Annotated in this window: 23 protein-coding genes and 2 pseudogenes; 13 read left to right on the top strand and 12 right to left on the bottom strand. The window is 40.7% G+C overall.

What is annotated here, in order from left to right; genetic code table 11:
- Nucleotides 1-168 precede the first annotated feature (168 nt).
- The 6 genes from ACXAFE_RS06590 (at nt 169) to ACXAFE_RS06615 (ending at nt 5,511) form a co-directional block, all read left to right on the top strand.
- Complete coding sequence (locus ACXAFE_RS06590; protein WP_475150321.1) at nt 169-1,365, top strand: lipoprotein-releasing ABC transporter permease subunit; 1,197 nt, start codon at nt 169-171, stop codon at nt 1,363-1,365.
- Entirely contained in the window at nt 1,358-2,041 is a 684-nt protein-coding gene (gene lolD / locus ACXAFE_RS06595) for a lipoprotein-releasing ABC transporter ATP-binding protein LolD (protein WP_475150324.1), read from the top strand. Before ACXAFE_RS06590 ends, lolD begins: the two co-directional genes overlap by 8 nt.
- Nucleotides 2,038-3,264 carry an FtsX-like permease family protein gene (locus tag ACXAFE_RS06600; RefSeq protein WP_475150326.1) on the top strand — a complete coding sequence of 409 codons (1,227 nt, stop codon included), beginning with the start codon at nt 2,038-2,040 and terminating at the stop codon, nt 3,262-3,264. The genes lolD and ACXAFE_RS06600 overlap by 4 nt, the downstream gene beginning before the upstream one ends.
- Nucleotides 3,265-4,470, top strand: coding sequence for a sodium/glutamate symporter (gene gltS / locus ACXAFE_RS06605; RefSeq protein WP_475150329.1), 1,206 nt, complete (start codon nt 3,265-3,267; stop codon nt 4,468-4,470).
- A gap of 1 nt (nt 4,471) precedes the next feature.
- The gene (locus ACXAFE_RS06610) at nt 4,472-5,002 is read left to right on the top strand and encodes a DUF924 family protein (RefSeq protein ID WP_475150332.1); all 531 of its coding nucleotides are present in this window, start codon (nt 4,472-4,474) and stop codon (nt 5,000-5,002) included.
- 68 nt (nt 5,003-5,070) lie between these two features.
- Entirely contained in the window at nt 5,071-5,511 is a 441-nt protein-coding gene (locus ACXAFE_RS06615) for a DUF4826 family protein (protein WP_010560194.1), read from the top strand.
- Here the strand turns inward: ACXAFE_RS06615 and ACXAFE_RS06620 are convergent.
- From ACXAFE_RS06620 to cspD, 8 genes are all read right to left on the bottom strand, one after another.
- The gene (locus ACXAFE_RS06620) at nt 5,495-5,956 is read right to left on the bottom strand and encodes a GNAT family N-acetyltransferase (RefSeq protein WP_475150334.1); all 462 of its coding nucleotides are present in this window, start codon (nt 5,954-5,956) and stop codon (nt 5,495-5,497) included. The genes ACXAFE_RS06615 and ACXAFE_RS06620 overlap by 17 nt on opposite strands.
- Before the next feature lie 8 nt (nt 5,957-5,964).
- Nucleotides 5,965-7,134: a JmjC domain-containing protein gene (locus tag ACXAFE_RS06625; RefSeq protein WP_475150337.1), complete on the bottom strand. Its 1,170-nt coding sequence runs from the start codon at nt 7,132-7,134 to the stop codon at nt 5,965-5,967.
- An 81-nt stretch (nt 7,135-7,215) separates the two neighbouring features.
- A complete protein-coding gene (gene purB, locus ACXAFE_RS06630) occupies nt 7,216-8,586 on the bottom strand; it encodes an adenylosuccinate lyase (protein WP_475150341.1) in 1,371 nt (456 codons plus the stop codon).
- A 28-nt stretch (nt 8,587-8,614) separates the two neighbouring features.
- A complete protein-coding gene (hflD, locus tag ACXAFE_RS06635) occupies nt 8,615-9,214 on the bottom strand; it encodes a high frequency lysogenization protein HflD (RefSeq protein WP_100913301.1) in 600 nt (199 codons plus the stop codon).
- On the bottom strand, nt 9,214-10,314 hold the full coding sequence (gene mnmA / locus ACXAFE_RS06640; RefSeq protein WP_475150343.1) for a tRNA 2-thiouridine(34) synthase MnmA: 1,101 nt from the start codon (nt 10,312-10,314) through the stop codon (nt 9,214-9,216). The genes hflD and mnmA overlap by 1 nt, the downstream gene beginning before the upstream one ends.
- Before the next feature lie 87 nt (nt 10,315-10,401).
- Nucleotides 10,402-11,070, bottom strand: coding sequence for an rRNA large subunit pseudouridine synthase E (locus tag ACXAFE_RS06645; RefSeq protein WP_475150348.1), 669 nt, complete (start codon nt 11,068-11,070; stop codon nt 10,402-10,404).
- Between the two features lie 89 nt (nt 11,071-11,159).
- Nucleotides 11,160-13,388 carry an NADP-dependent isocitrate dehydrogenase gene (locus ACXAFE_RS06650; protein ID WP_475150350.1) on the bottom strand — a complete coding sequence of 743 codons (2,229 nt, stop codon included), beginning with the start codon at nt 13,386-13,388 and terminating at the stop codon, nt 11,160-11,162.
- 274 nt (nt 13,389-13,662) lie between these two features.
- Nucleotides 13,663-13,878, bottom strand: a complete 216-nt coding sequence (gene cspD / locus ACXAFE_RS06655; protein WP_010560186.1) for a cold shock domain-containing protein CspD — start codon at nt 13,876-13,878, stop codon at nt 13,663-13,665.
- A gap of 257 nt (nt 13,879-14,135) precedes the next feature.
- Here cspD and clpS point away from each other — a divergent pair, with 257 nt between their 5' ends.
- The 6 genes and pseudogenes from clpS to ACXAFE_RS06685 form a co-directional block, all read left to right on the top strand.
- Entirely contained in the window at nt 14,136-14,453 is a 318-nt protein-coding gene (gene clpS / locus ACXAFE_RS06660; RefSeq protein WP_010560185.1) for an ATP-dependent Clp protease adapter ClpS, read from the top strand.
- Nucleotides 14,454-14,476: 23 nt separating this feature from the next.
- Nucleotides 14,477-16,747: an ATP-dependent Clp protease ATP-binding subunit ClpA gene (gene clpA / locus ACXAFE_RS06665; RefSeq protein ID WP_054979922.1), complete on the top strand. Its 2,271-nt coding sequence runs from the start codon at nt 14,477-14,479 to the stop codon at nt 16,745-16,747.
- 101 nt (nt 16,748-16,848) lie between these two features.
- Nucleotides 16,849-17,127, top strand: a pseudogene (locus tag ACXAFE_RS06670) (IS3 family transposase); the annotation flags it as partial.
- 242 nt (nt 17,128-17,369) lie between these two features.
- Nucleotides 17,370-17,681, top strand: a complete 312-nt coding sequence (locus ACXAFE_RS06675; RefSeq protein ID WP_475150354.1) for a hypothetical protein — start codon at nt 17,370-17,372, stop codon at nt 17,679-17,681.
- A 72-nt stretch (nt 17,682-17,753) separates the two neighbouring features.
- Nucleotides 17,754-18,614, top strand: a complete 861-nt coding sequence (locus ACXAFE_RS06680; protein ID WP_475150357.1) for an IS982 family transposase — start codon at nt 17,754-17,756, stop codon at nt 18,612-18,614.
- 20 nt (nt 18,615-18,634) lie between these two features.
- Nucleotides 18,635-19,027: pseudogene (locus tag ACXAFE_RS06685) on the top strand (transposase); the annotation flags it as partial.
- Between the two features lie 51 nt (nt 19,028-19,078).
- Here ACXAFE_RS06685 and infA read toward each other — a convergent pair.
- From infA to trxB, 4 genes are all read right to left on the bottom strand, one after another.
- Nucleotides 19,079-19,297 (bottom strand): translation initiation factor IF-1, encoded by a 219-nt coding sequence (gene infA / locus ACXAFE_RS06690; protein ID WP_010560183.1) that lies wholly within the window; start codon nt 19,295-19,297, stop codon nt 19,079-19,081.
- A 97-nt stretch (nt 19,298-19,394) separates the two neighbouring features.
- Nucleotides 19,395-20,099, bottom strand: coding sequence for an arginyltransferase (locus ACXAFE_RS06695; protein WP_010560182.1), 705 nt, complete (start codon nt 20,097-20,099; stop codon nt 19,395-19,397).
- Nucleotides 20,092-20,811 (bottom strand): leucyl/phenylalanyl-tRNA--protein transferase, encoded by a 720-nt coding sequence (gene aat, locus ACXAFE_RS06700; RefSeq protein ID WP_475150359.1) that lies wholly within the window; start codon nt 20,809-20,811, stop codon nt 20,092-20,094. Before aat ends, ACXAFE_RS06695 begins: the two co-directional genes overlap by 8 nt.
- 41 nt (nt 20,812-20,852) lie before the next feature.
- The gene (gene trxB, locus ACXAFE_RS06705) at nt 20,853-21,806 is read right to left on the bottom strand and encodes a thioredoxin-disulfide reductase (protein WP_010560180.1); all 954 of its coding nucleotides are present in this window, start codon (nt 21,804-21,806) and stop codon (nt 20,853-20,855) included.
- 245 nt (nt 21,807-22,051) lie between these two features.
- On the opposite strand from trxB, the gene pssA reads away from it, so the two are divergent.
- The gene (pssA, locus tag ACXAFE_RS06710; RefSeq protein ID WP_475153592.1) at nt 22,052-23,377 is read left to right on the top strand and encodes a CDP-diacylglycerol--serine O-phosphatidyltransferase; all 1,326 of its coding nucleotides are present in this window, start codon (nt 22,052-22,054) and stop codon (nt 23,375-23,377) included.
- Nucleotides 23,378-23,434 lie beyond the last annotated feature (57 nt).

Below are 23,434 nucleotides of genomic sequence, written 5' to 3' on the forward strand. Positions count from 1 at the left end.
CGGTATTCTACCTAGACTGTTTAAATAGTTACAGTAGCTTAGCTGGAATTATGGCAAAAATTTCACTGATCAGATCTGTTATTCTGAGATTGCCTAGAAAATAATACACTTCTTATTAATAAGTGTTAAACTTCCAAAAAACTACACTTATTAAACAATCAGTAATCTATGTTTCAGCCAGTTAGTTTGTTTATTGGCATGCGCTATGCGAAATTAGCCAAGGGCAACGGCTTTATCTCCTTTATTTCATTTTTCTCTATCGCGGGTATAACGCTCGGTATTATTGCGCTAATTTGTGTGACCAGCGTAATGAACGGGTTTGAGAACCGGCTTAAGCAATCTATGCTGCAAATTACGCCGCATTTATCTGTTGCCTTACCCGATAAGCAAAACCATGCGTTGTATCAAACCTTGGCAACACATCCAGATGTCACTTCAATATCTCGTTTTAAAACCAGTGAAGGGTTAGTTGTGTCGAATACCAAATTATTAGCGGCAAAAATATACGGTATAGATGACAGCCAAGACACGCCTTTGACCGCCATGCTTAATAGTGAAACCGTAAAACAATTAGCAAACACTAAGTATTCAGTGGCGATTACGCGGCGCTTAGCAACAGAGCTCAATGTTTCTGTCGGCGATAAAATTCGCTTAATGCTGCCGAGTGTTACAACGTTCACTCCAGTTGGACGTATGCCATCGCAACGTTTATTTACCGTTGCTGTAATGATTGATAACAGCGCATTTCATAGTCAGGTAATTTTAACGAGTACACCAAACCTACTAAGGCTTAATCGTATAAAACCATCGAGTTTTAATGAATTTGCACTGTATTTAACCGATCCATTTAAATTAGATGACCTAATCAATGACATGCCAGAGCTTAAAACGCTAAAAGTAGCAGATTGGAAAGATACACAAGGCTCGCTCTTTTCAGCAGTGGCAATGGAAAAGCGCATAATGAGCCTCTTGCTTGGCCTGATTATTTTAGTTGCGGTATTTAATATTCTCTCAGCACTGACCATGATGGTATCTGAAAAACAGTCTGAAATTGCGATTTTACAAACCTTAGGTTTAACACCCAACGGTGTGTTACAGGTATTTATGGTACAAGGTTTATACAATGGCTTAGTTGGCAGTGTACTTGGGGTATTACTTGGTTTGGCTGTTGCGCTAAACATTAATGAAATATTAGCACTGATTGGCATTCAAATTATTGCGGGTATGCAGTTACCGGTGGATGTATCTTGGTTACAAGTAGGTGTGATCTTTACGTTAAGTATTGCGATGAGCTATTTAGCTACCTTTTATCCCGCACGACGCGCTGCGAAATTAGCACCAGCACAGGTTTTACGATATGAATAATCACCTTGTAGTAAAATGTGAACACCTCGCTAAGTCTTACCAAGATGGCGATGTTAAAGTTGATATTTTAGATGATTTAAATTTAACCCTAGAAGCGGGTACAACACTTGCCATTGTTGGCAGCTCAGGTTCAGGTAAAAGTACACTATTACATTTGCTTGGCACATTAGATAAGCCTAATACTGGTAAAATCGAAATAAAAGGTGTCGATACAACGACGCTTAATCGCAAGCAGCAAGCCGATTTTCGTAATAAGCACATTGGCTTTATATATCAATTTCACCATTTACTGATGGAGTTTAGCGCGCTTGAAAATGTGATGCTGCCGCTATTGATTGGGGGAATGGCAAAACAAGACGCCAAAATTCAAGCAAGTGAAATGCTCGAAAACGTGGGTTTAAGCCATCGAATTACTCATAAGCCGGACCAACTTTCGGGTGGTGAACGTCAGCGTGTTGCCATCGCCCGTGCGCTTATCACGAAACCTGCATTAGTGCTTGCTGATGAACCGACAGGTAACCTTGATAAAGACAATGGCGAGAACATATACGAACTGATTAACCAGTTAAAAACCACCCACAATACTGCGTTTATTGTGGTGACCCATGATTTAGAGTTAGCGGCAAAGCTTGATAAAACCATGTTTATTAAACAGGGAAAATTGGTTAGCCAATGAGTTTAAGTGTTTATTTAGTTAAAGGTTTTCGACGCGGCAAAGGCGATACCTCGGTGAGTGGCTTTTTTAGTAGGTCATCAACAATTGGTATTTCACTTGGTGTGGCGGTGCTTATTTTGGCGCTATCGGTGATTAACGGCTTTGAAGTTGCACTAAAAGAGCGTTTATTAAGCGTGATTCCACATATTGAGTATTATGCGCCAGCAAAACCGCTGGATAACTTTGCCTCTCACCAAGAAAAATTACTCAGTCACCCAGAAGCAGTTGCAGTTGCCCCTTATATTAAGCTAAATGCGATGGTGTCGCACAAAGGTAAAATGCATGGCGTGCTATTAAAAGGCGTTGAACCAGAGTTAGACGCGGCCGTGTCAGACAGCGCTAAGTATATTTCACCTAAGAGCAGCGTTAATCTTGCAAAAGGTGAGGTTATTCTCGGTAAGGCGCTGGCAAATAAGTTACAGCTGGAAATTGGCGATACGGTATCTGTGTTACTGCCAGAGCCCGGAACTCAATCGCTCGCGAGTATTAAGCGAATTAATTTAAGCTTAGTTGGCACCATTAATTTAGGTGGTCAACTTGATATGAATTTTGGCCAAATTGCATTAAGCCAAGCGCAACAGCTAAAAAACGTGAGTAATACCCAGTTTGATGGGCTGCAAGTTAAGATACGTGATGTATTTAATGTGCGAAACAGTGCCCTTGCGATAGGTCAAAAATTAGATGAATTGGTGTATATCGAAACCTGGTACCGTAGTCAGGGAAATTTGTATCAAGATATACAAATGGTGCGCTTAATTGTTTACATCACGGTGTTTTTAATTGTCGCTGTTGCTAGCTTTAATATTGTTTCTACCTTAATTATGGAAGTGAAAGAAAAGAGCGCGAGTATTGCGATTTTAAAAACCATGGGTGCAACCGATGGTACAATTGTACGCTGCTTTTTACTGCAAGGTATTCATCAAGCAGCAATCGGCTTAGGTATTGGCCTGATTCTAGGCATTATTTTATCGCTGACAGTAAGCGATATATATTTATTAATAAGTGAATTGCTCGGCAAAAATGTATTGTCTGGTGTTTACTTTATAGACTATCTACCAAGTCAGCTTAACGTAAACGATTTACTGATCACTACGGTGATTACTTTTACAATGGCGATACTTGCATGCATTTATCCAGCAGTTAAAGCCAGCAAAACGGACCCTGCAAAAATACTAGGACATTAGATGCTGATAGACGAACGGCTTACTTTAATGGCGGCAATACTGGTTTACTTTTTAGGTAAATGGTTAAACCGTCGTTATAAGCCGTTACAAAGCTTTAATATTCCAGAAGCCGTTACCGGCGGCATTGTTGCCTCAAGTTTAGCGGCTTTTTCGTTTTATGTTTTCAATACTGAAATTACTTTCTCACTTCAACAGCGCGATGTGCTACTCATTATTTTCTTTACCACGATTGGCTTAAATGCACAGTTAGATAGCCTAATAAAAGGCGGTAAAAGCTTAATGATGCTATTACTACTGGCAGTTGGCTTTTTAATTTTACAAAACCTTGTTGGGATTGGTGTATTTACCTCGTTTGGCATGCCACCAGTGACCGGATTGCTAGGTGGCTCGATTTCACTAAGTGGTGGGCATGGTACGGCAATCGCCTGGTCGCCATTTTTTAGTGAGCAGTATCAGATTGAAGGGGCGTTGGAACTCGCTTTGGCGTGCGCGACATTTGGCTTAATTTTTGGTGGCGTGCTTGGTGGTCCTATCGCGAAGTTCATAATAGAAAAACACCAATTAAAACAAACGGTCTATTCTGCTAAGCCACTGAAAGTAGGGGTTTCCCATGACAATGCTAAATTTGCAAGTGTTAACATAGACCAGTTTCTGAACAGTATCTTTGTTATTCTACTGGCAATTGGATTAGGTAATCGTATTGAAGCTGCATTAGTTTATTTTGATTTTGAATTACCATTTTTTGTTTGCTGCCTGTTTGCTGGCATTATTATTAGTAACACGGTACCACGTTTAATGTCAGTTAAACTTTGGCCCACTAATAGTGCATCGTTGTCATTTATTTCCGATGTCTGCTTAGGGCTATTTTTAGCGATGTCGTTAATGAGTATCAAGATTTGGACGTTGACGAGTTTAGCAATGCCATTTGTTGTATTACTTGTTTTTCAAGTGTTGGCGACAATACTCTATAGCACCTATGTGGTATTTCCGAGTTTAGGCAAGAACTACGATGCAGCAGTAATGGCTTCTGGTTATGCAGGGTTGACCTTAGGCGCAACACCAACAGCAATTGCTAATATGACGGCGGTAACGCAACATTATTCGCCTTCAGCTAAAGCATTTATTGTTATACCTTTGGTTGGCGCATTCTTTATTGATATTGTAAATGCGTTGGTGATTAATCAATTTATTAGTTGGCTGGGATGATATGAATTATCAAACTATATATGACTTTTGGTTTACGGAATTAACACCGAATGATTGGTTTTCTGTCAATGACGAGCTAGATAAAACAATCAACAAAAAATTTAAGGTTATTCTTGATGCAGCGATTGCAGGTGAGTTGTACCATTGGCGACACACTGCGATTGGTGCGCTGTGTGAGATAATAGTGCTCGATCAGTTTTCAAGGAATATTTTTAGAGGCCAAGCTCAGGCGTTTCGCCAAGATCCGCTGGCGTTAGCTTTGGCGCAAACAGCAATTGATAAGGGCTTTGATAAGCAACTTAATGAAACTGAAGTTGGGTTTATGTACTTACCATTTATGCACAGTGAAAGCGCGACAATTCATGAATTGGCGATGACGCTGTATAAAGATCACCCTAGTTATGAGTTTGAAGTGGCACATAAGGCAATAATCGACCAGTTTGGGCGTTATCCACACCGTAACGCCATATTAGGCCGCAAATCGAGTGAGCAAGAGTTAACATTTTTGACACAACCAAATTCATCTTTTTAACGTTACATCTTGCTTTGCAAAGGGTGACACAGTACAGTGATGAAATTGAAATTTTCTAAAGATGTATTATGGAAAACCAAGAACAAAAACCACAACCAACTCAAGCAGAAATTCAAGCTGCTCAAAATCAATGGATCCGCTCTACACTTGATCGCGCTAATAAACATTTAGCAGAAAAAGGCGTTATTCCAAAGACGATTCTAGATAAAGAAAGCCGTTATATTGCGCCGATGTGTGCGATTTGGAAAATCAAAAGCCAGCAAGGCAAAACGTACTGGGTTGTGTCTGGCAATTTACCGACCGATCACGTAGAAGTGACTGCGGCAACCAATGCCCGTGACGCACTTCGCCATTTTTCGTTTCAATGGCAATTAAAAGCAGACCAGCTTGCAAAAAATAGTGCAGGTGACAAAGCGCAAATCGACTTTGCTAACTTGCTTGTGAACCGTGCTGAAGGTCTGTATGACTTATACAGCAATGAAAAACTTTGGACTAATGAACCAAAGTAAAGGGTTTAGGATCAAAACGCGATAACGGACACGATAATCGTTGTCGCGCTATTCCAGCCTCCATAAACACATTGCCTTGTTCGGCATAACCGCAGCGCTTAAATTTTTCTTTCTCAACAATATTACAATTGAAACTTAGTTCTTCGGCACCTAATTCTTTTGCACACAACGCAATTTGCTCAAACATTAGATTATAAAACTCATGCGTTCGGTAAGCTTGCAGCACAGCAACGCGGCCAATTTCACCTTGTTGCGTTATTCTTGCGGTTGCTATGCTGTTACCGTGATTATCAAACCCAAGCAGATGCTGACAACTTAAATCGCACTTATCAAATTCAACGTTTTTTGGGATATGGTATTCATAAACAAATACTTTTTCCCTCACTTGTTTGAGTTCGTTACGCTTTTCTCGCCATGTGACCTGTTTAAATGTGAAGCTCATCATTTCCTCTACTAATCGAAATACCAATAGCCCTCATTTAAAAGATTAGTAAAGTTTTGCATAAAGTGTGAACAAGTTGTGGAACTTTTAATCTGATCGGATGTCACAGTTACGTTTTGGCAAAGTGTTTCCACCCATGAAAGGCACGAAAGTGGTAGGGTAAGTACATCACCGTTTACTGCAAATAACACATTGCTTTCTGTTGATAAATAAAAACAGCGAAGACCACCTAGACGATGAATTTCAATGTCTTGGTTTAGTAATTCAAGTACATAACTTGGCTCGTATTCATCTTCAAGCGGCGCTAAATCGAGATCGTGTTTAGCTTCGCTCAGACTTTGTAACAACCATAAATTAAAATCTTGATTGTTATTAAGTGCATCTAGCATTTGTTGTTTAACATCTGCGACTTCATTTGCTAAAAACTCGCCGGTGTTATTACGTAATTGAAGCTTTGGGTCGCTGTAACGTGTATTCCCCGAATCGTTATCAATGAGGTAATCTGAAAATGACGACAATAATTCGCGCTGATTTGGCGCTCTAAAGCCAACCGAATAGTTCATTGCATTTTCGACAGCGTAACCTTCGTGAGGGCAGCCAGGTGGAATATATAAAATATCGCCTGGTTCAAGTACTTCATCAATGCAGGCATCAAAACCGTCAATTTGTAGCAGATCTTTACACGGAATCACTTCATTGAAGGTTTGCTTAGATTCGCCAACGCGCCAATGTCGTTTACCTTGGCCTTGAATAATAAATACATCGTATTGATCTAAGTGAGGACCAACGCCACCATCAGGCGTTGAGAAGCTGATCATCAAATCATCGATTCGCCAGTTTGGGATAAAGCGAAACGGTTCGATTAACTCGGCAGCCTCAGGATGCCAGTGGTCAACGGCTTGCACAAGAAGTGTGCTGTTTTTTGGTGTTAATAATTCGAAATCTTCAAACGGGCCGTGGTGTGCTTGCCATTCATTGTTGTGGTTTGAAATAAGACGCGACTCAATGCATTCCTCCATCGCAAGGCCTGCAAGTTCATCTGGACTAATTGGATCAACAAAGTCAGCAAACCCTGACTTAATCAATGCCGGTTTTTTTTGCCAATACTCATTAATAAATTCTTGCTGAGAGAGGGTTTTAACACCGTCTGGTGTTTTGATATTGAAACTGAGTTGATACATAGACGTCTCTAAAAATTTATAATAAAAAAGCGAAAGATATTAGAAATACCTTTCGCTTTTTATTCAAGCTAAAACTGCTGGTTATTTGATGTCGTCGATAAATTCAACTGCACGGCCAATATAATTAGCAGGTGTAAGTTGTTTTAATTCTTCTTTTACCGCTTCTGGTAAATCAAGATTATCGATGAAATCAGCCATGATCTCTTTGTTAACGCGCTTACCACGTGTTAACTCTTTAAGTTTTTCATATGGCTTTTCAATGCCATATTTACGCATTACAGTTTGGATTGGCTCAGCAAGTAGTTCCCAGTTCTGGTCAAGTTCAGCAAGTAGCTTCTCTTGGTTAACTTCTAATTTGCTAATACCTTTAAGTGTTGCTTGGTAAGCGATTAACGCATAACCCATGCCTACACCTAAGTTACGTAATACGGTTGAATCCGTAAGGTCACGCTGCCAGCGAGATACTGGTAATTTTTGCGCTAGGTGTGCAAAAATTGCGTTCGCAATGCCTAAGTTACCTTCAGAGTTTTCAAAATCAATTGGGTTAACTTTGTGTGGCATGGTTGATGAACCAATTTCACCGGCAATTGTTTTTTGCTTGAAGTGATTAAGCGCAATGTAGCCCCAAACGTCACGGTCAAAATCAATTAAGATCGTATTGAAACGTGCAATCGCATCGTAAAGTTCTGCGATGTAATCGTGTGGCTCGATTTGTGTGGTAAACGCATTCCACTCAAGACCAAGACTAGTTACAAACTTTTCAGCGTGTGCATGCCAGTCGTAGTTAGGGTAAGCGCTAATGTGTGCGTTGTAGTTACCAACTGCACCGTTGATTTTACCAAGTAATTCTACATTAGCGATTTGGTCGCGTTGACGCTTTAAGCGCATGTACACGTTTGCCATTTCTTTACCCATAGTTGAAGGTGAAGCTGGCTGACCGTGTGTGCGACACATCATCGGAATTGTTTGGTATTCTTTTGCAAGTGCGTGAACAGCGTCAAGTAGCTTATCGCAGTAAGGTAAAAGAACGTTTTCACGTGCTTCTTTTAACATTAAACCGTGTGATAGGTTATTGATGTCTTCTGAGGTACATGCAAAGTGAATAAATTCGTTGATTGCATTAAGCTCAGCGTTGTCAGCTACTTTTTCTTTTAGTAGGTATTCAACCGCTTTCACGTCGTGGTTTGTGGTGCGCTCAATGTCTTTAACACGCATTGCATCTTCTTCATTAAAGTTTGCAACGATGTTATCTAAGATTTGATTTGCTTCAGCGCTTAGTGATGGTACCTCATCGATACCCTCGGCAGCAGCAATTGCTTGTAACCAGCGAACTTCTACAGTAACGCGGTATTTAATTAGGCCATACTCACTAAAGATTTCTCTAAGCTCAGTTGTTTTGCTGCCGTAACGACCATCAACAGGTGAAATAGCAGTTAACGCTGAAAGCTCCATAATCACTCCTAAATATTTGTACTAGAGATTAACAATACTGTTTTGCAATTTTGACAATTTTACCTTTGCCAAAGAAAAAGTGGCGGCGTTTACCACCAACTTGGCGCCATAATACTGCGGCGCGTATACCAGCTAACAACAGGGCGCGAATACGATGCTGCACCGATTTTTGTTGTAACAATGCTGGTTTACCAAATACTTGAATACGTTGTCCAAGCGGACTAATTACGTCGGCATAAATATCCGCAAGGCTTGCAATAATGGCGTCATCTGAAATGGATAAATGTGCCAATCGTGCGTCGATTGAATTAATGCGCGAGCCAAGCTCGTTTAATGCTTTGGGGTTTGCATTTAAAGCACGTTCTAACTGAATTAAACCGCCAACGTACTTTACAAGCTCGATGCTTTTATTTTGACCCGATTCGAGTTGTTCAACAACTAATTGATAACCTTGGCGTAAATCCATATCACGAAATACATCTGACGGCGCATCTGGATTAGTGACTAAAATACCCGAAAGTAGTTGCTGCATTTCATAATCGGTAATTGAACCGGTTTGCGCAACTTTTTGTACCGCTTTGGTAATTTGGCACATGGCGGCAAGCGCCATAACCTGATTTTTATCCATTAGCGGATCACCGAGTCAATAATACCGCCACCTAAACATGTTTCATTTAGGTAAAATACCGCAGACTGACCAGGGGTAACGGCTTTTTGCGGCTCATCAAATAATACGCGTGCAACGCCGTCTTCACCAACCAGTAATGTGCATGGAATATCGGTTTGGCGATAACGGGTTTTTACTGTACAACGTAGCGTTGATTGTGGACCTACACGGTCAACCCAGTGCAGCTGATCTGCCATTAGGCCATTTGAGTATAGGCGAGGGTGATCTTTACCTTGACCAACAACAAGTACGTTACGCGCAATATCTTTATCTACAACATACCAAGGCTCACCCGAACCTTCCTTCATACCACCAATGAGTAGACCTTTGCGTTGACCTAAGGTATGGTACATTAAGCCTTCATGCTCGCCAACATCGTTGCCTTCACAATCTTCAATTTTGCCAGGTTGAGCTGGTAAGAATTTTTGTAAAAAGTCTTTAAATTTGCGCTCACCAATAAAGCAAATGCCTGTACTGTCTTTTTTGTCGTGAGTAATTAAGCCTTGCTCTTCCGCGATACGGCGAACTTCAGGCTTTTCAATTTCGCCAACTGGGAATAAGGTTTGCGCAACATGCTCGTGACCTAGCGTGTATAGGAAATAGCTTTGATCTTTATTGTCATCAAGGCCACGTACTAGGGTCGCTTTACCGTCTTTTTCAGCGCGGCGAACATAGTGACCGGTAGCAATATAGTCTGCACCGAGCGCTTCAGCAGCAAATTCAAGAAACGCTTTAAATTTAATTTCTTTGTTACACATAATATCGGGGTTAGGCGTGCGGCCTGCTTTGTATTCAGCAAGAAAATACTCAAACACGTTATCCCAATATTCTGCGGCAAAGTTTACCGTGTGTAACTCAATACCCAGTTTTTCGCATACAGCTTGTGCATCTTTTAAATCTTCTGCAGCTGCACAGTATTCATCAGTATCATCTTCTTCCCAGTTTTTCATAAACAAGCCTTCTACCTGATAGCCTTGTTGCTTAAGTAAATAAGCTGAAACGGAAGAGTCTACACCGCCAGACATGCCAACGATGACTTTGATGTTACTGTTATCACTCATGGTATTGAATTACTCCGAAAATTTGAGGCGCGAATTATATCATAGCTGTTTTAATAAAACATGTTCTAAAATGCGCGAGTAAGCTGGTTATTTATTCTCTGTTATAAGTCTATATTCGCCATTTTCAATACCGTCTAACGTGTATTTACCAATGGCGTAACGAATTAAGCGTAACGTAGGAAAACCAACATGTGCTGTCATGCGTCTCACTTGGCGATTTTTACCTTCGGTGATAGTGATTGATAGCCAGGTAGTAGGAATTGCTTTGCGTTCACGAATAGGTGGGTTACGTGGCCAAACGTTGGGCTCATTTATGCGCTTAACGTTTGCCGGGAGGGTTTTACCATCTTTCAGCACAACGCCTTGCGATAGGGCGTTTATCGCATCTTGTGTTACATCACCCTCTACTTGCACCCAGTAGGTTTTAGGTGATTTATGTTTAGGTGACGCGATTTTATGTTGCAGTTTACCGTTGTTGGTAAGCAGCAATAGCCCCTCACTGTCTCTATCGAGACGACCTGCTGCATACACATCTTTAATGTCGATAAAATCAGCCAGTGTTTTGCGATTACCTTCATCGGTAAATTGGCTCAGTACATCAAATGGCTTGTTAAATAGCACAATGTGAGTTGGTCCTTGGTGAGGCTTTACATCGCGAGTTCTGATGTGTTTTTTAGTTGTGCTGACACGCTCTTTATTTGGTCGTGTCGGCTTTTTAGTAATGTGTGCAGATTTAGGTTTAGATAATCGGGTCATGACTTTGATTAATTACAAGCAAGGTAAGTATTGTAGCAAATAAAAAAGGGCAACAACATGTTGCCCTTTTTCTCATTCAAAAAGTACGATTATGCGATTTGCGCAATAATGTTATTGAATGTTTCGCTTGGACGCATTGCTTTGTATGCAAGCTCTTCGCTAGGCTGGAAGTAGCCTTTAATATCAACTGCAACGCCTTGCGCATCGTTAAGTTCTTTAACGATAACTGCTTCATTTGCCGTTAATTGCTCTGCAATTGGTGCAAACTTCGCTTTAAGTTCAGCGTCTTTGTCTTGTGCAGCAAGTTCTTGTGCCCAGAACATCGTTAGATAGAAGTGGCTACCACGGTTATCTAATTCGTTTACCTTACGAGACGGTGATTTGTTCTCAAGTAAGAATTTAGCTGTTGCCGCGTCTAGCGTATCTGCTAATACTTGTGCTTTAGTGTTACCTGCGTTTACTGCTAGGTGCTCGTAAGAAGCCGCTAGCGCTAAGAATTCACCAAGTGAATCCCAACGTAAGTGGTTTTCTTTTTCGAACTGCTGAACGTGCTTAGGTGCTGAACCACCTGCGCCTGTTTCAAATAAACCACCACCGTTCATTAATGGAACGATTGATAGCATTTTAGCACTTGTACCAAGCTCAAGAATTGGGAATAAGTCAGTTAGGTAGTCACGTAGTACGTTACCGGTTACTGAAATAGTATCTTGACCTTCTTTGATGCGTGCTAATGAGAATTGCGTTGCTTCAAATGGTGCAAGAATGCGAATATCAAGGCCGTTAGTATCGTGGTCTTGTAGGTATTGGTTAACTTTCTTAATTAACTGCGCATCGTGAGCACGGTTCTCGTTTAACCAGAATACCGCTGGCGTGCCAGTTGCACGTGCACGATTCACTGCAAGCTTAACCCAATCTTGAATTGGTAAGTCTTTAACTTGACACATGCGGAAGATATCGCCTGCGTCAACGTCGTGAGACATTACAGCAACACCTGCTTGGTTAACTACGCGTACCTGACCTTTTGCTTTAATTTCAAATGTCTTGTCGTGTGAACCGTATTCTTCTGCTTTTTGCGCCATAAGGCCAACGTTTGGTACGCTACCCATAGTTGTTGGATCAAATGCACCGTTTTCTTTACAAAAGTCAATCGTTGCTTGGTAAACACTTGCATAACAACGGTCTGGAATAAGTGCTTTGGTGTCTTTTAATTTGCCATCCGGGCCCCACATTTGGCCTGATGAACGAATACATGCTGGCATTGAAGCATCGATGATGATGTCGCTTGGCACATGTAAGTTAGTGATACCACGGTCAGAATCCACCATCGCAAGCGCAGGGCGGTTTGCATAAACAGCTTGTAAATCAGCTTCAATTTCAGCGCGTGTTGCGTCATCTAACTGTGCGATTTTAGCGTAAACATCACCAATACCGTTGTTAGCATCTACACCTAGTTTTTCAAACGTTGCAGCGTGTTTTGCAAATACGTCTTTATAGAATACTTTTACCGCGTGACCGAAGATGATTGGATCAGATACTTTCATCATCGTTGCTTTCATATGTAATGAAAGTAATACGTCTTCGTCTTTTGCTGCGTTGATTTCACGCTCTAAATACGTATTTAATGCTGCAACATTCATTACAGAGCTGTCGATGATTTCGCCTGCAAGTAATGGAACTGATGCTTTTAATACTTCAACATCGCCATTTTCGCTTACGAATTCAATACGCACATCATCAGCTGAATCAACCGTTACTGATTGCTCAGATGCAAAGAAGTCGCCTTCTTTCATTGATGCAACGTGTGATTTAGAATCGCTTGCCCATGCGCCCATTGAATGCGGGTTATTTTTCGCATAGTTTTTAACAGAACCAGGTGCGCGACGGTCAGAGTTACCTTCACGTAGTACTGGGTTTACAGCACTGCCTTTAATTTTGTCGTAAGTTGCTTTAACTTTCGCTTCTTCTTCGTTTTTAGGTTCTTCTGGGTATTCAGGAAGTGCGTAACCTTGAGCTTGCAATTCTTTGATTACTGCTTGTAACTGAGGAATAGATGCACTGATGTTTGGTAGTTTAATGATGTTTGCGTCAGGTGTTTTTGCTAGTTCACCTAATTCAGCTAGTGCATCACCGATACGTTGCTCTTCGGTTAAGTACTCTGGGAAGTTTGCGATTACGCGACCTGCAAGAGAGATGTCACGTGTTTCAACGTTTACGTCAGATACAGCGCTGAAGGCTTTAACGATTGGTAAAAACGAGTACGTGGCAAGTGCCGGTGCTTCATCCGTTTTTGTATAAATTATCTTAGATTTACTAGTCATTATTATTCCTAACTTTTAAATGCCATTACTATGGCGTTCAATACTTACATTGAAAGGGGCGTGATTTTGCAAAATCACAAAAACTGAATGTAATTGACTTAGTCTAGCGTTATTTATAGTGCTGACAATTGGCCGATAGTATAGCAGGGCTAGTTTAAATAAAAAGAATTAGCAATCACAAAATGTTCAATTGACATGGGAGGGTAAATTTTAGGCATAAAAAAAGCGGGCGATCCGCTTCTTTATTATTATAATGTGTCGTAAGCAGTACTACTTAGACTTCGCCTTCAGTTGGCGCAATATTGGTCGCGTGTAGGCCTTTCGGACCTTGTTGCAACTCAAATGTTACATCTTGGCCGGCTTTAAGTGTTTTGTATCCATCCATTTGAATGGTTGAAAAATGCGCAAAGATATCCTCCGTGCTGCCTTCTTCTACGATAAACCCAAACCCTTTTGCGTTATTGAACCATTTGACTTTTCCGCAAGCCATACCTCAACATCCTTCTATAAGTTGACTAAAATCATGTTATTCTACATGGTAAATTACTTAACAAGCTTAAAACGAACCAGTGCTGCGGATTACACAAGCTTTTGTTCGTAAATTGCTTAGTAAATAATCACATATTGACTGTAGTTTAATTGACCAAACAGTCAAGTTTTTTTTAATTGTTTTTAACAATTTAAATAATTTTTTAATTTTTAAGACTCAAAGTTGCTTGAGTTTACAAGAGATGACTATATTAAATTATGAGTGGGACACAATTTTCAGATTTAGTAGATAGCCAAAAGGAAAAACAGCGACAAAGTATTAAGCCGCCGCGCAAGTATAAAGTCATTTTAAATAATGACGATTACACGCCAATGGACTTTGTTGTTGAGGTTTTAGCACGATTTTTTAATATGGATTCAGACAGGGCGACTGAAATTATGTTAAAGGTCCATTATGACGGCAAAGCTGTCTGTGGCGTTTACAGTGCGGAAGTCGCTGAAACCAAGGTAGCGCAAGTGAATCAATACGCGCGTGATAATGAACATCCACTGTTATGTAGTTTTGAGCCCGAATAAAGAAGTATTTAGAGGAGTTTATTATGCTTAATAAAGACTTAGAAATTACCTTAAACTCCGCATTCAGAGAAGCGCGTAGTCGCAGGCATGAATTTATGACTGTGGAGCACTTACTGTTAGCGCTATTAGACAACCCATCTGCAATTGATGCGTTGTCGAGCTGTGGCACCGATTTACAATCACTTAAAATCGCGTTGTCAGATTTTATCGATGAAACCACACCATTAATCCCCGACTTAGAAGAAGAGCGCGAAACACAGCCAACGCTTGGTTTTCAACGCGTATTGCAACGCGCTGTATTCCATGTGCAGTCGTCGGGTAAAAGTGAAGTAAACGGTGCTAATGTACTTGTTGCAATTTTTAGCGAACAAGAAAGCCAAGCAGTTTACTTACTTAAAAAATGCGACATTACTCGCCTCGATATCGTTAATTACATTTCACACGGTATTTCGCGTTTAGACGAGGAAGAAAGTCATCATCCAAGTGAAGAAGAGCAAGAGATTGAAAACAGTGCCGAGCAGGGCGCAGATGAGAAATCTAAGCTAGAAAACTTTACCACAAACCTTAATACGCAAGCAGAGCTTGGCTTAATCGATCCTCTGATCGGGCGCGACAGTGAAATTGAGCGCACTATTCAGGTGTTATGCCGTCGTAAAAAGAACAATCCATTGCTTGTGGGTGAAGCGGGCGTTGGTAAAACCGCTATCGCAGAAGGTCTTGCTTATCGTATTGTTAACGAGCAAGTGCCGGAAGTTATTTCAGATGCGACAGTATTTTCACTCGATATGGGCGCGTTGCTTGCTGGTACAAAATACCGCGGCGATTTTGAAAAACGTTTTAAGGCGTTGCTAAAACAACTTCAGCAACACAAAAACGCAATTTTGTTTATCGATGAAATCCACACAATTATTGGCGCGGGCGCAGCGTCTGGTGGGGTGATGGATGCATCAAACCTAATCAAACCATTGCTATCAAGCGGTAAGCTTCGTTGTATGGGGTCGACCACTTATAACGAATTTAAAAATATTTTTGAAAAAGACCGCGCTTTAGTACGTCGTTTCCAAAAAATTGACATTGTTGAGCCGTCAGTTGCCGACACTACTAAGATTTTAATGGGCTTGAAAGAACGTTATGAAGAGCACCATGGCATTCGCTATACGCAAACAGCACTAAAAGCTGCTGCTGAGCTATCGGCTAAGTATATCAATGAGCGCCACTTACCGGACAAAGCGATAGATGTGATTGATGAAGCAGGCGCAAGTCAGCGTTTGCTGCCAGCATCGCGTCGTAAGAAAACGGTAACAGTATCGGATATTGAGCACATTATTGCCAAAATCGCGCGTATTCCCGAGCAAAATGTATCAAATTCAGATAAACAAGTTCTGCAATTACTTGATCGCAATCTTAAAATGGTGGTATTCGGTCAAGATGATGCCATTGATGCATTAAGCGCAGCAATACGATTATCGCGTTCAGGTCTGTCTAGCGAAGATAAACCAATTGGTTCGTTCTTATTTGCAGGCCCAACGGGTGTCGGTAAAACCGAGATCACCAAGCAACTTGCAAAATGTTTAGGCGTTGAACTTGTGCGTTTCGATATGTCTGAATATATGGAAAAACATGCGGTAAGTCGCTTAATTGGTGCGCCTCCTGGTTATGTGGGTTATGAACAAGGTGGCTTGCTAACCGATGCAGTGATTAAACAGCCTCATTGCGTGGTATTGCTCGATGAAATCGAAAAAGCGCACCCAGATATTTACAATGTATTATTGCAAGTAATGGATCACGGTACGCTTACGGATAACAACGGCCGCAAGGCAGATTTCAGAAACGTTGTACTAGTGATGACGACCAATGCGGGTGTGCAAGAAACAATTCGTAAATCAATTGGCTTTAAGCAACAAGATCATAGCCACGATGCGATGAGTGAGATTAATAAAACGTTTACGCCTGAATTTAGAAACCGCTTAGATAACACGATCTGGTTTAATCACTTAGATGAAAAAGTGATCTTGCAAGTGGTTGATAAGTTCATTGTTGAGCTGGAATCGCAACTGGATGCTAAATCAGTGTCACTGGAAGTAACCGAGCCTGCACGTAAATGGCTTGCAAAAGAAGGCTACGATAAAGCGATGGGCGCTCGTCCAATGGCTCGCTTAATTCAAGAAAAGTTGAAAAAGCCATTAGCCAATGAAATTCTATTTGGTGAACTCAGCGATGGTGGTAACGTAAAAGTAAGCATTAAAGATAAGCAGCTTACATTTAGTTATGAAAACGAAAGCGTTGAAGCATAAACAACATCAATAAAAAAGCCCGCATTTAGCGGGCTTTTTTTATATTCGTGACCAGTCCTAAATACGGTTGACACTTTTCCAACTTAAATTTGGAGAATGTTATGAACCCTATATCTAAGAGAACTCAAAAAGATTATTCACTTGCCTTTAAATTATCAATTGTGGAAAAAGTAGAAAAAGGCGAGTGTACATACAAACAAGCGCAAGACCACTATGGTATCCAAGGTGCTTCAACAGTTTTAGTTTGGCTTCGTAAGCATGGTCGACTAGATTGGAGTAAGGGAACACCTAATCACATGAGTGAGGCTACCGGTATGTCAGAGCCTAAAGATTTAACACCAGAGCAAAAGATTAAAGCCCTTGAGAAAGAGTTAGAAGATACCAAGTTAAAAGCCGAGTTCTTCGAGAAAATTGTCGATGTGCTTGATAAAGACTTTGGGGTACGTATCACAAAAAAGCAACGCGACAGGTTGTTGAATCAAAAGTCATAGCCAAACTGTCAGTGACCAAGGCGTGTAAGTACTTGGGTATAACACGACAAGCTTATTATAAACGCTGTAAAGTGGCGGTAATAAAAGAGCAGTTTGAGCAACGAGTATTATCGTTCGTAAAGGCACAGCGGATGACTCATCCTCGCATTGGTACCAGAAAGTTACAGTACATAATGCAACAGTCAGAGCTACACATTGGCCGAGACCACTTGTTTGCCTTACTGAGAGTAAACCGCTTATTAGTGCTAACTAAGCGCGCCTATCACCGAACAACACAGAGTCTGCATCGATTTTATAAACACCCAAACATCATAAAAGATGGGATTGAATTAACTCGTCCAGAGCAATTATGGGTGGCGGATATCACTTACCTGCCAACGAAAGAATGCGAGTCCTATCTAAGTCTAGTAACAGATGCTTACTCTAACCTGAGCTGCACATAAGAAGTGGAACTAAATGCCCTTGCGGTGATCAGATCTTTCGACCAAGAAACATAAGATTACCGAGGCAAGGGCATGAATAACTTAGATGCAATTTACGTAGATGTCGATGATTTTTGTTTATTGTTTGAACCTCAATGGCTTAAACACCTAATAGAATCAGGTGAAAAGCAACGCATTAAGCCGTCTCGACTATCCTCTAGCGAAGTGATGACTATATTAATTGCCTTTCATCAATCAGGTTATCGCGACTTTAAAACTTACTACACCAAATTTGTTTGTCAGTATTGGCGACATTATTTTCCTGATTTAGTCAGCTATACACGTATGTTGAAGTTACTTCAGGCCACGTTACCTGCTCTGTGTAGCTATCTGAAGCAGCGCTTTGATAAACCAACAGGCATTGCATTTATCGATTCTACTTCTCTCAAGGTGTGTCACAACATGCGTATTCCTCGCCACCAAGTTTTCGCGGGAGAAGCCAAACGAGGCAAAGGAACAATGGGCTGGTTTTATGGCTTTAAACTTCACCTCATCATGAATGATGAAGGTGGTTTATTAGCTGTAAAAGTGACCGCTGGTAATGTTGATGATAGGAAACCTGTACCAGATATGGTCGATAATGTTACAGGTAGTTTATACGCTGATAAAGGTTATGTATCGGCAAACTTAAAAGCGGAACTTGCTGAGCAAGGCGTTGATTTTATTACAGGTCAACGAAGTAATATGAAACGTCAGCCAATATCATCTTGGGATAGAGCGATGTTATCAAAGCGTTTCATCATTGAAACGGTTTTCGACCAGCTGAAAAATATGGCTCAAATAGACCATACAAGGCACCGCAGCTGCATCTCATTTATGGTTAATTTAATGGCTGGATTAATTGCCTATACCTTTCAGACTAAAAAGCCGAGTATAAAAGTGACTCGGCTTTAATACTTATGCAGATCTCAGGTTACTCTAGAAAAATAGTGGGTTATAGCCTAAGTGATAATTTAAAAACGAGTTCAGTAAAACAGGCGTTTAAACAAGCGTTAAAAAATAGAAAAGTCACTTCACCTCTTATCCATCATTCAGATAGAGGTATTCAATATTGCTCACATGAATACCAACGCATACACGAAGAATATGGCATAACGTGCTCAATGACAGATGGATATGACTGCTACCAAAATGCCTTGGCGGAACGCGTAAACGGTATACTGAAAAACGAGTATTTACTGACAAAGCCTAATAACTTGGAAGAAGCTGCGAAAATGGTGAAACAATCCATTGATATCTATAATCAAAGAAGGCCACACACGGCTTTAAAATACAAAACGCCCGATGAAGTGCATCGAGCGTTTTAATATTAAAAGTGTCAACCCATGCTAGGATGGGTCATCGATACTACTTAAAAATTAGCGAGCACGGAATACAATGCGACCTTTCGAAAGGTCATATGGCGTTAACTCAACCGTAACCTTGTCGCCTGTTAAAATACGAATATAGTTTTTGCGCATTTTACCAGAAATGTGTGCAACAACCACGTGACCGTTTTCTAATTCAACGCGGAACATAGTGTTAGGGAGTGTGTCAAGGACAGTGCCTTGCATTTCAATTACGTCTTCTTTCGCCATATTGAGCGTATAACCTCAGTTGTATTCTTTAAAGCTGCAGATTTTGCCGAAAACCCATGCATATGTAAAGCTATGATTGGCATTTACAGTCATCTTTTTATAATTCCAGATGCCAAACATTATTATTGAGCTTTTGGTAAGGTTTAAATTTAGTTTTGTAGTTCATTTTGCGACATTCATCGATTTGGTAACCCAAATACAAATATTGCTTGTTGATGCTATTAGCAAATTCGATTTGTTTCAAAATCATCATGGTGCCAAGACTGTAATCTTCAAAATCAGGGTCGAAGAAAGTGTAAATAGCAGAAAGCGCATTACTTAATGTGTCTGTGACCGCTACTGCAATCAAGGTGTTGTTGTGCCAAAGTTCAAGGTAGTTAATTGGTAACCAACTACAGGTCAAAAAGCTTTCGTATTGTTCAACAGATGGTGGAAACATAGCACCGTCTTGGTGTCTTAGCGTGATGTATTTTTCGTACAGTGTGTAATAAATATCTTTGCTGACACTACTTACTTTAAGTTCGAACTGCTTACTTTTATTAATGATGCGCTTTTGTGATTTACTTGGTGAAAACTGTGACACATCAAGACGGATAGCTTCACAGGCGGTACAATTAGCACAATGTGGACGATAAATTTGGTCGCTAGAACGACGAAAGCCAAGCGCAAGAAGGTGTTCAAAACGCTGCTGGGTATAAAAATCGTGGTCTAGCACCACCAGTAAGCGCTCTTGCTCTTTATCGATATAACTGCATGGGAATTGTTGGCTTATCCCCAATTTTACCGGCATATGCTCAGTCATAAATATCCGTCAATTGTGCCTTATTCCACACAGTGGGGTGAATTGGTTGATCATCTTTTACAGTAAGTTTAGCCAAAAATTCTTCACGTGTAATGCAAGTAGCACCTAATGACGATAAATGTGGGTTCTCAATTTGGCAATCAATCAAGGTAATATTATGATTTCGCAAGTGATTATGTAGCGCCCAAAATGCGAGTTTTGAACAGTTACTTTCAAAATGAAACATTGATTCACCACAAAACACGTGGTTAACCATAATGCCATACAGCCCGCCAACTAACATGTTGTCTTGATTATATACTTCGATACTATGCGCATACCCCTGATTGTGAAGTGCGATATAGGCTGCCTTCATATCATCGGTTATCCACGTACCTTCAAATTGTTCTCGTTGCTTAACACAATTATTTATTACACCGCAAAAATCATTATTAACGGTAATGGTGTATTTAGCTTGGCGAGCTAGTTTACGCAAACTGCGGCTGATGTTGATGTCACCGATATTTAGTACCGCTCTGCTGCTTGGACACCACCACATAATTGGTTCACCTTGATTAAACCAAGGGAAAATACCATTTTGATAGGCGGTTATTAATCGTGGCGTTGATAAGTCGCCACCAATTGCAAGCAAACCATCAGGCTCGGATAAAGCAAGATCTGCGGGAGGAAATTGAGTTGATAATGAATCGAGTAGTGTAAGTTGTGCTGTCATAAAAAAGGCTGCGTTAGTGGCAGCCTTCAGTTTAGCGAATTTTACTTGAGATTGTCTAGGTAGCGCTCAGCATCAAGTGCAGCCATACAACCAGTACCCGCTGAGGTAATTGCTTGGCGATAAATGTGGTCGCTTACGTCACCTGCTGCAAATACACCTTTAACACTGGTTTGAGTTGCATTGCCGTTTAAGCCCGATTCAACAACTAGGTAGCCGTCTTTCATTTCAAGCTGGCCTTCAAACATACCCGTATTAGGTGAGTGACCGATAGCAATAAATACGCCTGCAACGTCAAGCTCATTAGTGCTTTCGTCTGTGGTTGATTTAGTACGAAGACCTGTTACACCCATATCGTCACCAAGTACTTCATCAAGCGTTTGGTTAAGGTGCAGGGTAATGTTACCGTTCTCAACTTTATCCATTAAACGGTCAGTTAAGATTTTTTCACTACGGAAAGTATCACGACGGTGCACTAAATGTACTTCTGACGCGATGTTAGATAGGTAAAGTGCTTCTTCAACAGCTGTGTTACCACCACCTACAACCGCTACTTTCTGATTGCGGTAGAAGAAACCGTCACAGGTTGCACACGCTGAAACGCCACGGCCTTTGAATGCTTCTTCTGAATCTAAGCCTAAGTAACGAGCAGACGCACCTGTTGCAATAATAAGTGCATCGCATGTATACGTGCCTGAATCGCCCGTTAGGGTGAATGGACGGTTATTTACGTCAACAGTGTGAATATGATCAAAAATGATCTCAGTCTCAAAACGTTCAGCGTGCTCTTTCATACGCTCCATTAGAGCAGGACCGGTTAAACCGTGCGCGTCACCAGGCCAGTTTTCAACTTCAGTTGTGGTCGTTAGCTGACCACCTTGTTGCATACCTGTGATTAATACAGGGTTTAAGTTTGCTCGTGCGGCGTATACTGCAGCTGTATAACCTGCAGGGCCTGAGCCTAAAATAAGTAATTTACTGTGTTTGCTTGCGCTCATCGCATTTCCTAATTAATACTGCTTTTGCTAATTAATGCGGTTGATTCTATTAAAAACAAGGCAGATGTAAATTATTTTACGGAATTTGATATTACCAACTTAGCGTAAGCGTCAATTTAACGTAACACCCGTCGTAAATTTAGCCACTTAGCAAATCTTTCTCTCAAAAATTGTGCGTTTAATCTAATAATTTGTTATGTTGACGCTTTTATACAAAACTGATGCTATAGGATAACAGCGTGCGTTTGGATTTTTGGCAAAAAGAGCCAAGCTTTAAACTTGATAGCGAGCAAATATCAATATTGCTTGATGCGTCGTCTTATCGAGCAAAATTATTATCGTTAATTAAAAATGCTAAACAGCGCATTGTTATTACCGCGCTCTATTTGCAGGATGATGAAGCAGGCCGTGAAATTTTAGAGGCACTTCATCAAGCGTCAAATGCGAACCCTGAGCTACGCGTCGACATTTTGGTTGATTATCACCGTGCCCAGCGTGGCTTAATTGGTGAAGCTCAAAGTGAAGGTAATGCCGCACTTTACTTAAAACTACAACAAGCCTATCAAAATCGTGTGCGTGTTTTTGGTGTTCCGGTAAAAGGCAAAGAAGTATTTGGTGTATTGCACCTAAAGGGCATGGTGATTGACGATACCGTGCTTTACAGCGGCGCGAGCTTAAATAATGTTTATTTACAATATGAAGAGCGCTATCGCCTTGATCGTTATTTCACTATTTCGAATCAAGCACTGGCAGATTCATTCACACAGTTTGTTGATGATTACCTGATTGCGTCAAGTGCGGTAATTCGTCTTGATGTACGTCCGATTAAAAAGTTAGCAGAGTGCAAATCTGATCATAAAGCTCTGATGAAGTCGCTAAAACGTGCGAAGTATCCATATGTGACATCGTCAGACGAAGGTTCAATTGATAGCTTTTTATTCTTAGGTTTTGGTCGTCGCGGCAATATGCTTAACCGAGCGATTAAAAATCTGTTTGAACTCGGTGAAAAAGAGCTGGTTCTTTATACCCCTTACTTTAACTTTCCGGCGCCACTCTTACGTGTACTTAGAAAGAAATTAAAACAAGGCCTTAAAGTGACTATTGTTGTCGGTGATAAAACTGCGAACGACTTTTATATTTCGCCCGATAAGCCGTTTAGTAAAATTGGTGCGTTGCCTTATTTGTACGAAACCATATTGGCTAAGTTTTTAAAACTTAATGATAAATTTGTGCAAGATGGCCTTTTGAATGTGCATCTTTGGCGCCACGACAGCAACTCGTTTCACTTAAAGGGCATTAGTGTCGATAACCGTTATCAAATGATGACAGGGCACAACTTAAACCCTCGAGCGTGGGGTTTAGATATCGAAAACGGTATTTTATTTGATGACAGCCAAGGTTTACTAACTGATGTACTTGAACAAGAAAAGCAACAAATATTAACGCATTGTACTAAGTTAAACGGCTACAAAGAGCTGCAAACAATGCATGATTACCCAGAACCGGTTGCTAAACTTTTAGGGCAAGCAAAGCGTGTTAAAGTGGATTTTATTATTAAGCGCTTTATTTAAGTAATGCTTAATATAAAAAACACATAAAAAAAGCAGCTTTCGCTGCTTTTTTTATGC

Source organism: Pseudoalteromonas sp. ABV4_021 (assembly GCF_056159365.1).

Coding starts and splice junctions, on each gene's coding strand:
- ACXAFE_RS06590 (WP_475150321.1), top strand. CDS start 169: ATGTTTCAGCCAGTTAGTTTGTTTATTGGCATGCGCTATGCGAAATTA.
- lolD (WP_475150324.1), top strand. CDS start 1,358: ATGAATAATCACCTTGTAGTAAAATGTGAACACCTCGCTAAGTCTTAC.
- ACXAFE_RS06600 (WP_475150326.1), top strand. CDS start 2,038: ATGAGTTTAAGTGTTTATTTAGTTAAAGGTTTTCGACGCGGCAAAGGC.
- gltS (WP_475150329.1), top strand. CDS start 3,265: ATGCTGATAGACGAACGGCTTACTTTAATGGCGGCAATACTGGTTTAC.
- ACXAFE_RS06610 (WP_475150332.1), top strand. CDS start 4,472: ATGAATTATCAAACTATATATGACTTTTGGTTTACGGAATTAACACCG.
- ACXAFE_RS06615 (WP_010560194.1), top strand. CDS start 5,071: ATGGAAAACCAAGAACAAAAACCACAACCAACTCAAGCAGAAATTCAA.
- ACXAFE_RS06620 (WP_475150334.1), bottom strand. CDS start 5,956: ATGATGAGCTTCACATTTAAACAGGTCACATGGCGAGAAAAGCGTAAC.
- ACXAFE_RS06625 (WP_475150337.1), bottom strand. CDS start 7,134: ATGTATCAACTCAGTTTCAATATCAAAACACCAGACGGTGTTAAAACC.
- purB (WP_475150341.1), bottom strand. CDS start 8,586: ATGGAGCTTTCAGCGTTAACTGCTATTTCACCTGTTGATGGTCGTTAC.
- hflD (WP_100913301.1), bottom strand. CDS start 9,214: ATGGATAAAAATCAGGTTATGGCGCTTGCCGCCATGTGCCAAATTACC.
- mnmA (WP_475150343.1), bottom strand. CDS start 10,314: ATGAGTGATAACAGTAACATCAAAGTCATCGTTGGCATGTCTGGCGGT.
- ACXAFE_RS06645 (WP_475150348.1), bottom strand. CDS start 11,070: ATGACCCGATTATCTAAACCTAAATCTGCACACATTACTAAAAAGCCG.
- ACXAFE_RS06650 (WP_475150350.1), bottom strand. CDS start 13,388: ATGACTAGTAAATCTAAGATAATTTATACAAAAACGGATGAAGCACCG.
- cspD (WP_010560186.1), bottom strand. CDS start 13,878: ATGGCTTGCGGAAAAGTCAAATGGTTCAATAACGCAAAAGGGTTTGGG.
- clpS (WP_010560185.1), top strand. CDS start 14,136: ATGAGTGGGACACAATTTTCAGATTTAGTAGATAGCCAAAAGGAAAAA.
- clpA (WP_054979922.1), top strand. CDS start 14,477: ATGCTTAATAAAGACTTAGAAATTACCTTAAACTCCGCATTCAGAGAA.
- ACXAFE_RS06675 (WP_475150354.1), top strand. CDS start 17,370: ATGACTCATCCTCGCATTGGTACCAGAAAGTTACAGTACATAATGCAA.
- ACXAFE_RS06680 (WP_475150357.1), top strand. CDS start 17,754: ATGAATAACTTAGATGCAATTTACGTAGATGTCGATGATTTTTGTTTA.
- infA (WP_010560183.1), bottom strand. CDS start 19,297: ATGGCGAAAGAAGACGTAATTGAAATGCAAGGCACTGTCCTTGACACA.
- ACXAFE_RS06695 (WP_010560182.1), bottom strand. CDS start 20,099: ATGACTGAGCATATGCCGGTAAAATTGGGGATAAGCCAACAATTCCCA.
- aat (WP_475150359.1), bottom strand. CDS start 20,811: ATGACAGCACAACTTACACTACTCGATTCATTATCAACTCAATTTCCT.
- trxB (WP_010560180.1), bottom strand. CDS start 21,806: ATGAGCGCAAGCAAACACAGTAAATTACTTATTTTAGGCTCAGGCCCT.